Origin of the sequence: Kitasatospora sp. NPDC057198, from assembly GCF_042670125.1 — a bacterium.
GTDB lineage: Bacteria > Actinomycetota > Actinomycetes > Streptomycetales > Streptomycetaceae > Kitasatospora.
The window spans coordinates 1-10,418 of sequence record NZ_JBHUWH010000281.1 but is presented as its reverse complement, the minus strand read 5'-3'; the positions used below and the strand labels follow the sequence as shown (position 1 = coordinate 10,418).

Below are 10,418 nucleotides of genomic sequence, written 5' to 3'. Positions count from 1 at the left end.
GGTGCCGGAGGCCCCGGCGCGCACGGTGGTTGACGTCCCGGACGGGGTCGCCCCGTTCCCGCCGGTGCCGGCCCCGGGCGGGCCCGGCACCGTACGGCTCACCGGTGGGTGACGGTGCCGAGGCAGCCGACCTCGCCGCCGGGGGCGGCGGCCACCACCCGCATGCCGAGCACGTCGCTGAACGGGAACAGCGCCCGTTCGACGCCCCGGGCCGCACGGATCGCGTCGAGACCGTTCGAGCGGCGCATCCGCCCGTGCTGCGAGCCCGGCACCCGAGCGGCAGCGGTGGCGGTGCGCGGCCTCGCGGCGGTGACGGTGCGCGGCCTCGCGGCGACGGCGGTGGCGGCGGGTTTCGTGCCGGGCGCGGGAGCGGTGCCGGGGGTGGAGGGACCGGGCGGGCAGGGGTCGGGCATGGGGTTCTTTCCGCTTCGCGGGCGCGCAGGGCCGCCCGGACGACGTACGAGGGCACGGGCGGCCGTCCCGGTGGACGCGGTGCCGCCGCGCCGTCGGGTTCCCCGGCCTCCCGGCAGCAGTATCGGGGTGGCGCGGCCCGGCGCGCGGGAGCGGGCGGAGAGCTCCGGTTGAAGTCGTCGCGGTGTTGAAACCCCTGGTCGGCGCGGTGCAACGGGCCCCGGGCCGGGGTGCGGCGGCCGCCGGGCCGGGGGGTGTCGGGAGCGGTCGGACGGCGGACGCGCGGGGCCGGCCCCGGGGCCGGGTGGGGTACCCGGGCCGGGGCCGGCGGTGTTCCTCTTCGATGCGGCGGACCTACCCGCCGGGCCTACCCGCCGGGCCTGTCCGCCGGGCCTGTCCGCCCGACGCGTCCACCCGGCCCGTTCAGCAGGCGCGCTCGCGCTCGCGTTCGCGTTCGCCGAGGACGGGGACCCTGATCCGGCCGGTGGAGCGCACGGGGACGCGGCCGACGGGGGCGACGGGGGCGACGGGGCCGGTGGGGCGGACCCGGTAGCGGTTGAGGTGGTGGCGTTCGACCTCGCGCAGCGGGCGGCTGCGCCGGGTCGCGGCGTCGGTCGGCACGGTGACCGTCCGGGCCTGGAACACCATCTGCCCGCGCCGGCGGGCCTCGCAGGTGGTGCTGATCGAGGACCGGCCGAGGCGCTCCACCCAGATCTGCACGGGCAGCGGGGTGGGGCAGTGGTAGAGCGGGGAGCGGTAGTCGATCTCGTGGCGGGCGATCATGAACCCGTCCTCGAAGAGGTCCTGGCCCTCGGTGTCGTCGTACAGCAGGCAGTAGACCGCCTCCTGGACGTACTGGAGGACCTTGAGGTTGTTCACGTGGCCGAAGGCGTCCATGTCGCCCCAGCGGGTGCGGCACATGTAGGTGTACAACGGTCAGCCGTCCGTTCGGTGTTCGGCGCGGAAGCCGAGGCTGCGGCGCAGGTATCCGTAGGCGTACGGGGAGCGGTGCAGGTCGCTGTCGTGGCCCTGCTCGTAGACCTCGGCGGCGGTGTCGAGGACGGCCCGGCCGAGGGCCCGCTCGGTGCGGCGGCAGAGCTTCTCCAGTTCGGCCAGCCGCTGGGCCGCGGGCAGCCCGGCGAGGGCGGCGCACTCCCTCTCCACGTGGTCGACCCCGTCACGGTGTTCAGACATCGATTTCTCGTTTCCGGTCGGACTTGGTTCGCGGTTCACGGTGTTCGTGTTCGACGGTTCACAGAGGATTCATCCGTTGAGGGGGAAGGTCCGGCGGCTTCTTTGACGCCCAATGTCCTTCCGCTGGTCAAACTCGATCAGGAACCAGCCGGAAATGGTGAATCACCCGGTCTTTCGTTGAAGTTCCCGGTGGTGCCGTCAACTTTCAACACTGCCGGGCCGGTCGCTCAGCCGACCAGGGTGAGGGCGATCACCGAGCCGGGCAGGGCGGCGACGACCAGGCCGTCGGGGGTGACCGCGAGGGTGCGGACGGCCGAGCCGAGGCGGATGTCGGCGCCCCGGTGGCGCTCGCCCCAGCGGCGCAGCCGGAGCAGGCCGTCGGACCAGGCGGCGGCGAGGAGCAGGCCGTCCGGGGTGCTGCCGAAGGCGACGGCGGTGACCGGACGGGGGCGCTGGTCGACGGGGGCGGGCAGCGGGGGGCGGCCGGGCATCCAGGTCCAGACCCGGCCGTCCTCGCCGCCGCTGGCGACCAGGCTGCCGCCGTCGGCGGGGGCCACGTCCAGGGCGGTGACCGGGCCCTCGTGCAGGGGGTGCTCGGGCTGGTGGGCGGTGCCGGTGGAGACCTCGCTGTAGGTGATCAGGCCGTCGGGGCGGCCGAACACCATGACGTCCTCGTGGGCGGCGACGGCGGTGCAGGCGCCGACGGCGGCCAGCGCACCGTCCGGGACGCCCTCCGCGCCGCGCACGGTGAGCGAGCGCAGCCGGCCGGAGGCGTTGAGCAGCAGGGCGCCGCCGAACGGGGTGGCGGTCAGGGCGCGCGGGTGGGGTTCGGCCAGCGGTCCGGCCAGCGGTCCGGCCAGCGGTTCGGGGGCGCCGAGGAGCTGCCCGGTGGCGGGGTCGGCGAGGTGGAGCCCGGCGCCGTCGGCGAGCAGCAGGTGGCCGGCGAACGGTCCGAGGCCCTGGGTGGCGGCGCACGGGCCGCGGTCGGGGACGTGCTGCCAGACGGCGCGCCAGCGGGTGTCGGTCTGCCGGGCGAGTTCGGCGCAGTGCGCGGCGGCCTCGTCCTGGCGGCCGGTGAGGTGGGCGTGCAGGACGGCGGCCCGGTCGGCGGGGCGGGCGGTGGCGGCCCGGTCGGGGGCGGCCCGGCGCCACGCCTCGGCGAGCGGGGTGGGCGGCGCCCCGGCGTCCTCGACGAGCTGGAACGCGGCGGTGACGGTGGCGGGTTCGGCGTGCAGCAGCAGGTCGGTCTCGGCGAGCATCGGGGTGCCCGGGTCGGCGGCGACGGCGTGCCGGACCAGCAGGGCGAGCCGTTCGGGGTCGCTGGCGGCGAGGTCGGGCCCGCCGTCGGGGCGGGCGGGGATGCCGGCGGCGAGCTCCCACATGACGGCGGTGTGGTCGACCGGCGGGCTGTCGGCGGCGACCAGGTCGGCGAGCTGCTGGGGGCGCAGCCGCCAGCGGTCGGCGAGCGGGGGCGGGGGCAGCAGGTCGGCGGCGGCGGCGACCGCGGGGCCGTCGGCGCCGGGGAGGGCGGCCCACAGCTCGGTGCTGATCGGGCCCTCGGCGGCGACCAGGGCGGCGAGCGCGGCGCGTTCGGCGTCGGGGACGGCCTTCCACCAGGCGGCGGCGAGCGCGGCGGCGCGTTCGGCGGGCGGCAGGGCCGGGTCCGGGACGGCGTCGGGGGTGCGGGCGGCGAGCTGGGCCAGGCCGGGGCTGGGGTGGGTGGTGGCCGGGTCCACGGGGTGGCCGGCGAGCCCGGCGCACCAGGCGGCGTACTTGCCGGGGTCGGTCCACTGCGGCTGGTCGAGGTCGAGGACGGCGCCGGTGGGGGCGGCGGCGGTCAGCGCGTCGGCGGCGGGACCGTCGGCGGCTTCGACGACCAGCAGCAGCCAGGGCACGGACAGCAGCGGGACGAGGAGTTCGCGGGCCAGGCGCTCGGGCAGGTCGGGCAGCCGGGGGCCGCCGGCCCGGTCGAGATCGGTGACCACGACGGTGCGCGGGGTGCCGTCCTGGAGCGCTTCGAGCAGTTCGGCGGGCTCCGCGGCGGTGAGGCCGAGCAGGTCGGCGAGCCGGGCGGTGGCCGAGCGGACGGTCAGGCCCTCGGCGTCCAGCAGGGCGTGCACCCGGCGGCCGGGGCGCGGGTGGTCGGGCGGGCAGGCGGCGGCGAGCCAGGTCAGCAGGTGGGTGCGGCCGCTGCCGGAGCTGCCGGTGAGGCGGCACAGCCGGGGCGCGCGGGCGTCCTCCAGCCAGGAGAGCAGGGCGCGCCCGGCGGGGTGGCGGCCGGCGCCGAGCGGGGGCAGTCCGGGGGCGGGCGGGCCGGCGGGCGCGTCGGCGGGCGCGGGCGGGGACAGCGGGCGGCCGTGGCGCGGGTTGGGGCGGTAGGTGCCGCCGGCCGCGGGGTCGGCGCCGTCGCCGGACGGGGTGCTGCCGGACGGGGTGCTGCCGGGCGGGGTGCTGCCGCGCACGGCGTGCACGGGTATCCGTCCGGCGGGGTCGAGTCCGTCGTCCAGCAGGTAGTGCCAGAGCGCCGGGCCCGCCTCCGCCGTCCGGTCCGCCGTCCGGTCCGCCGTCCGGTCCGCCGTCCGGTCCTCCGTCCGGTCCTCCGTCCGGTCCTCGTCGTGTCGGGCGTCGGCGCGGTTGTCGCTGTCCACTGGTGCCTGTCCTTCGTGTCCGTCCCCGTCGGCCGGTCCCCCTGCGCGGGCGCCGGGGCGGGCCGGGGCCTCCCCCGGCTCGTCGTGGCACCGTCATTTCCGGCCGCGGTCAGCCTACTTGAGGTGCGCGGACGGCTGTTCGGGTACGGGACGCCGGGCCGCCGACCGAGGGTGAGCCGGGTCACACCGGTGCGCGGACGGCGGCGTACGGTGGCAGGGTTCGGTGCACGATCACGGACGGCACGGACGGCACGGACGGCACGGGCGGGCGAGGGGGCGCGGGATGGACGGGGACGCGACGGGGCGGGCGGAGACGGCGGACGCGGGGGCGGCGGACGCGGGGGCCGTCCGGGCGTACGCGGAGCACCGGGAGCTGCTGTTCTCGCTGGTGTACAACCTGCTCGGCAGCGTCGCCGACACCGAGGACGTGCTCCAGGACACCTGGCTGGCCTGGTCCGCGCGGACCGCCGACCCGGCGGCCGGGGAGATCGGGCACCCGAAGGCGTACCTGGTGCGGATCGCGGTGAACCGGGCGCTGGCCCAGCGGGCGGCGGCCGCCCGGCGGCGCGAGACGTACGTCGGGCCGTGGCTGCCGGAGCCGCTGGTGGGCCCGGCGGACGGGGCGGGCGGCACGGCGCAGGACGCGGCGCTGGCGGCCGAGCGGGCCGAGGCGGTGTCGCTGGCGCTGCTGGTGGTGCTGGAGACGCTGTCGCCGCTGGAGCGCTCGGCGTTCGTGCTGCACGAGGTGTTCGGGTACAGCGGGGCCGAGGTGGCCGCCCTGCTGGGGCGCAGCCCGGCCGCGGTGCGGCAGTTGGTGAAGCGGGCCCGCGAGCACGTCCGCGACCGGCGCCCCCGCTACGAGGCGGAGCCGGGCGTCCGGCGGCGGGTGACGGAACGCTTCCTGGCGGCGGCGCTGGGCGGCGACCTGGCCGCGCTGCTGGAACTGCTCGCCCCGGACGTCACCCTGGTCGGCGACGGCGGCGGTCTGGCCCCGGGCGGACGGCGCCCGCTCACCGGCCGCGCCCAGGTGGCCCGCCTGCTGGCCGCCCTGGCGGCGCGGACCGGCCCCGGCCTGGAGCACTCCTGGCGGACCGTCAACGGCGCCCCCGCGGTGGCCTTCCACGCCTTCGGCCGCCCGTTCGCGGTCCTGGTCCTGGACCTGGCACCGGAGGGCGACCTGGTCACCGGCATCCACGCGGTCTCCAACCCCGACAAGCTGGGCACCCTGACCTGACCCGTCCCGACCTGACCGGCCCCGATCCGACCCGACCGGCCCCGCCTCGGGCCGGGGTCAGTGGGAGGAGTCGGGCGTCTGCTCGACGAGCGTCGCGGTGGCGCGGTCGAGGTACTCGCAGAACCGGCGGTGCTCCTCGGGGGTGAAGCGGTCGGTGAGGGCGCGCTCCAGGACGACGACCTCCTGGTAGGCCCGGTCGAGCAGGTCGCGGCCGGGGGCGGTCAGCCGGGCGAGCAGGACCTTGGCGTGGGCGGTCGAGGGGCGGCGTTCGATCAGCTCCTTGGCCTGCAGGCCGGTGAGGACGCCGCCCATGCTCTGCTGGGTGACGCCGCAGGCGCGGGCCAACTGGGCGCCGGACAGGTCGGGTTCGCGGGAGAGCGCCAGCAGCACCGTGTACTGGGTCATGGTCAGGCCGTAGCCCCGCAGTACGGCTTCGTGGTGGCCCATCAGGGCCTGTTCGGCCCGGCGGATCCGGGTGCACAGGTACTCCTCGACCGGTACGTCGGCAGACATGTAACAGCTCCCTGTGTTGACTAAGGGTCCTTATACGAGTTAGCTTCCTGACACGGAGCTTAGCCGAGCTCCCGGAGCGAGGAGTTGACGATGAAGGCCGTGGTCCTGCGGGCGGACGACAGGTTCGAACCGGTCGAGCGGCCGGTGCCCGTCCCCGGTCCGGGCGAGGTGCTGGTCCGGGTCGAGTACGCCGGCGTCCAGTGGGGCGATGTCCTGGTCCGCGGCGGCCACTTCCCCGTTCCGCGCCCGTTCGTGCCCGGCTTCGAGGCGGCCGGGCGGATCGAGGCCGTCGGCGCGGGCGTGCCCGCCGACCGGGTCGGCGAGCGGGTCCTGGCGCTGCTCCAGGGCGGCGGGTACGCGGAGTTCGCCGTACTGCCGGCCGTGCTCGCGGTGCCGGCCGAGGGGGTGGACGCCCGGAGCGCGGCGGCGTTCGGCTGGGTCGGGCCCACCGCGTACGACCTGGTGGAGACCGTCACCCGGGTGCGCCCCGGCGACCGGGTGCTGATCCACGCGGCGACCGGCGGGGTCGGCACGCTGGCCGCCCAGTTCGCGGCGGCGGCCGGGGCCGGACGGATCGTCGGCGTGGTCGGCGGTCCCGGGCAGGAGGACTACGCCCGCGGCTTCGGCTACCACGCCGTACTGACCCGGGACGCGTTCCCGGACGCGCTGGCCGGCGAGGAGTTCGACGTGGTCCTCGACCCGGTCGGCGGCCCGACCCGCACCGCCAACCTGGCCCTGCTCGCCCCGCACGGCCGGCTCGCGGTCTACGGCAACCTGGCCACCTTCGACCCCGTCCGGGTCGACGCCAACGCGCTCCTGATGAAGGGCCAGTCCCTGCTCGCGTACAACAGCAACCTGCTCAGCCGGACCGACCCCGGACGCCTGGCCGCCGGCGCGGCCCGCGCCCTGGCCCGGCTCGCCGAGGGAACGGTGCGGGTCGACGTCACCGCCGAGTACCCGCTCGCCGACACCGGGACCGCGATCGACGCCCTGGCGGCGGGCGGCCACCGCGGCAAGAGCGTCGTGCGGATCGGCTGACCGGCCCGTCGCCCGCCCCGGTCCGGGCGTTCGCCTGCCGGGGCGCTTCCGGAGGTCCTACGGTATGGGGGTTGACGGAGCGTCGGATGGGGCGGTTTCGATGGACATTCCTCTGGTGGACGCGGTGGCGGCCGTGCGGGACGAGCTGATCGCGGCGGCGGAGCGGGGCGGGAACCACCCGGACGTGGTGTTCGCGGTAGGGCCGGTGGAGATGGAGTTCGAGGTCGAGTGGCGGGCGGACGCGAAGGCGAAGGCCGGGTTCAAGCTGTGGGCGGTGGGCGCGGAGACCGAGGCCGGGCTCTCGCGCGGCCGCACCCACCGGGTGTCGTTCACGCTCACGCCGAAGAACGCGCACGGCGGCGACCTGCTGGTCAGCGGCTCGGTGCCGCGCCCTGACGGTCCCGGCGACGTGTCGGACCGCATCCCGGACTGAGCGGGATCCCGGGCTGAGCAGGCCGGGTGGCGTAGGGCGAACCGAAGATTCGGTAGGACGGGGCCGGGGTGGAGCGGGCGAGGGTGCTGGGCGTGACCGGGCCCGGCGGTCCGGGGTCGGGGTACGCGGTGGGCGGGCGCCTGGTGCTGACGTCCGCCCACGTCGTGGCCCGGACCGGTGCGCGGGTCCGGGCGTTCCGCCCCGGCGGCGCGGGTGCACTGGGCGGGCGGGTGGTGTGGTGCGGCACGCCGGGCGGGCGGGACGACGCCGCGCTGGTCCTGCTCGACGACGACCCCGACCGGCAGCTGCCGAAAGCGCCGGTGCGCTGGGGGCGGATGGCCACCGACCGGCCCGGCACCGGGTGCCGGACCTGGGGGGGTGCCGGACGTGGCCCAGCGGCCCGAACAGCCGGTCGAGGCCGCCCAGTTGGCGGGGACGATCAACCCGGGCACCGGCTTCGCCGGCAACCAGTACGTGCTGGACCTGCGCCAGCACCCCCCGCAGTGGTCCCGGGAGGGCACCTCGCCGTGGGGCGGCCTGTCGGGGGCGGCCGTGTTCTGCGACCGGCTGCTGGCCGGGGTGGTGGCCTCCGACCGCGCGCACTCCGGACACGGGCAACTGAACGTCGTCCCCGCCTACGTCCTGCACCACGACCCGGCCTTCCGCGCCGCACTGGCCGAGCACGGCGCCCCCGCGACCGGGCTGGAGGCGGCCGAGCTCCAGCACCTGGCCGATTCCGAGCCCGCCGGGCACGGGGCGGCCCTGGGTTCACCGGCGGCACTGCTCCAGGCGGCCCGGCAGACCGTCCCCTTCCACGGACGGGAGGCCCTGCTCGCGGACCTGCGCACCCGGTGCGGCCGGGACGGGTTCGGGGCGTGGCTGCTGCACGGACCGGGCGGGCAGGGCAAGACCCGGCTCGCCCACCAGCTGGCCGCACTGCTGGCCGCCGACGGGTGGGCCGTGCTGTGGCCGCGCACGGACGCCACCGCAGCCGAACTGGGAGAGCTGCGCGACGTGGTCAAACCGCTGCTGGTCGTCCTCGACTACGCCGAGGCCCGCACCGAGCAGCTGACCGCGCTCGTCGAGGCCGCCGCCCGCCACTACGGCGGCACGCCGTTCAAGGTGCTGCTGCTGGCCCGCACCGGCGGCGACTGGTGGACCCAGGCCAAGAGCGCCACCCGCCTCACCGAGGACCACCTCGACGGCGCCCCCGCGATCCTGCTGGAACCGTTGGAACGGGACCCGGGCCCGCGCCCGGACGCCTACCGCACCGCCGCCCGCGCCCTGGCCGGCGCCCTGCCCAACGTGCGGGGCCTGGCCGGACACGACTGGCGCACCGCCGCCGACACCCTGCCCACCCCGAACCTCGACCACGACGGGTTCGCCAACGCGCTGACCCTGCAGATGACCGCGCTCGCCGACCTCCTCGACACCGCCACCGCCGACGGCCCCGGCAGCCCCGGGGCGGCTTTCCCGCCCGCCGACCAGGTGCAGGGGGTGGAGGACCGGTTGCTCGGACACGAGCGCCGCTACTGGAACCACGGCGCCGCGACCCACGGCCTCGCCCCGTCGCCGAGCCGCCCCACCCTGGAGACGGCCCTGGCCGCCGCCCACCTGGTGGGCGCGGCCGACCGCGAACAGGCCGACCGGGTGTGGTCGAGCATCCCGGCGCTGGCCGACCAGCCCCGCGACCGGCGCGACACCGTCACCGCCTGGATCGCCGCCCTCTACCCACCCCCCGAGCCGGGCCGGCCCTGGGGCGCGCTGCAACCCGACCGGCTCGCCGAACGCCACATCGGGAACGTCCTCACCGCCGACCCCTCCCTGGCCGAACACCTGGCCGACGGCACCGACGACACGCAGGCCGCCCAGCTCCTGACCGTCTACAGCCGCGCCGCCGCCCACCCCGTCCTCGACGGCCGCCTCGACACCCACCTCACCGGCCTGTGCGTACGACACCAGGACCGGCTCGCCCCCCACCTCATCGCCACCGCCGTCCGGGCGGACCGCCCCCAGCCCCTCATCGCTGCCCTCGACGCCCTGGCCACCAACCCCGGCACCGCGCTCGACGACCTCATTGCTCTGCACGACCGACTCCCGCACTCCAGCCAACGCCTCGCCCGCACTGCCGTCGACCTCACCCAGACCATCACCAACCGCTACCGCGCCCTGGCCGAGGCGAACCCGGACGCCTACCTGCCCGACCTCGCCGCATCCCTGAACAACCTCTCGAACCGGCTGGGGGAGATGGGACGGCGGGCGGACGGGCTGGCCGCGATCGAGGAAGCCGTGCGCCACTACCGCACCCTCGCCGAGGCAAACCCGGACGCCTATCCGCCCGACCTCGCCGCATCCCTGAACAACCTCTCGAACCGGCTGGGGGAAGTGGGGCGGCGGGCGCAGGGCCTGGCCGCAATTGAGGAAGCCGTCGCCATCCGCCGCGCCCTCACCACAGTGAACCCGGACGGCTACCTGCCCGACCTCGCCATGTCCCTCAACAACCTGTCCGTCGATCTGGGGGAGATGGGACGGCGGGCGGAGGGCCTGGCCGCGAGCGAGGAAGCCGTACGCCACTACCGCACCCTCGCCGAAGCAAACCCGGACGCCTACCTTCCCAACCTCGCCATGTCCCTCAACAACCTGTCCATCCGCTTGGGGGAGATGGGACGGCGGGCGGACGGGCTGGCCGCGAGCGAGGAAGCCGTACGCCACTACCGCACCCTCGCCGAAGCAAACCCGGACGCCTACCTGCCCGACCTCGCCAGCTCCCTCAACAACCTGTCCGTCGATCTGGGGGAAGTAAGGCGGCGGGCGGAGGGCCTGGCCGCGAGCGAGGAAGCCGTACGCCACTACCGCACCCTCGCCGAGGCAAACCCGGACGCCTACCTGCCCAACCTCGCCACATCCCTCAACAACCTCATCTCGCGAATGCACAACTGAGGCAGCC

At 76.5% G+C, this 10,418-nt stretch carries 9 protein-coding genes; 4 read left to right on the top strand and 5 right to left on the bottom strand.

The annotated features are described in order from the left end of the window. Positions 1–98: 98 nt before the first annotated feature. The 4 genes from ACFUEL_RS26600 to ACFUEL_RS26585 form a co-directional block, all read right to left on the bottom strand. A complete protein-coding gene (locus tag ACFUEL_RS26600) occupies positions 99–413 on the bottom strand; it encodes a hypothetical protein (protein WP_380239289.1) in 315 nt (104 codons plus the stop codon). 421 nt (positions 414–834) lie between these two features. Then, positions 835–1,344: an acyl-CoA thioesterase gene (locus ACFUEL_RS26595; protein WP_380239288.1), complete on the bottom strand. Its 510-nt coding sequence runs from the start codon at positions 1,342–1,344 to the stop codon at positions 835–837. A 3-nt stretch (positions 1,345–1,347) separates the two neighbouring features. Further along, positions 1,348–1,605, bottom strand: coding sequence for a hypothetical protein (locus ACFUEL_RS26590; protein WP_380239287.1), 258 nt, complete (start codon positions 1,603–1,605; stop codon positions 1,348–1,350). Positions 1,606–1,832: 227 nt separating this feature from the next. Next, positions 1,833–4,253: a hypothetical protein gene (locus tag ACFUEL_RS26585; protein ID WP_380239286.1), complete on the bottom strand. Its 2,421-nt coding sequence runs from the start codon at positions 4,251–4,253 to the stop codon at positions 1,833–1,835. 283 nt (positions 4,254–4,536) lie between these two features. Between ACFUEL_RS26585 and sigJ the strand changes: the two genes are divergently transcribed. Next, positions 4,537–5,487: an RNA polymerase sigma factor SigJ gene (gene sigJ, locus ACFUEL_RS26580; RefSeq protein ID WP_380239285.1), complete on the top strand. Its 951-nt coding sequence runs from the start codon at positions 4,537–4,539 to the stop codon at positions 5,485–5,487. 57 nt (positions 5,488–5,544) lie between these two features. Here the strand turns inward: sigJ and ACFUEL_RS26575 are convergent, their stop codons facing one another. Next, complete coding sequence (locus ACFUEL_RS26575; RefSeq protein ID WP_380239284.1) at positions 5,545–6,000, bottom strand: MarR family winged helix-turn-helix transcriptional regulator; 456 nt, start codon at positions 5,998–6,000, stop codon at positions 5,545–5,547. A gap of 90 nt (positions 6,001–6,090) precedes the next feature. Here ACFUEL_RS26575 and ACFUEL_RS26570 point away from each other — a divergent pair, with 90 nt between their 5' ends. The 3 genes from ACFUEL_RS26570 to ACFUEL_RS26560 all read left to right on the top strand — a co-directional run bounded on the left by ACFUEL_RS26570 (position 6,091) and on the right by ACFUEL_RS26560 (position 10,411). Next, a complete protein-coding gene (locus tag ACFUEL_RS26570; RefSeq protein ID WP_380239283.1) occupies positions 6,091–7,038 on the top strand; it encodes a zinc-binding alcohol dehydrogenase family protein in 948 nt (315 codons plus the stop codon). A 100-nt stretch (positions 7,039–7,138) separates the two neighbouring features. After that, positions 7,139–7,471: a trypco2 family protein gene (locus tag ACFUEL_RS26565; RefSeq protein ID WP_380239282.1), complete on the top strand. Its 333-nt coding sequence runs from the start codon at positions 7,139–7,141 to the stop codon at positions 7,469–7,471. Between the two features lie 387 nt (positions 7,472–7,858). Then, entirely contained in the window at positions 7,859–10,411 is a 2,553-nt protein-coding gene (locus ACFUEL_RS26560) for a tetratricopeptide repeat protein (RefSeq protein ID WP_380239281.1), read from the top strand. Positions 10,412–10,418 lie beyond the last annotated feature (7 nt).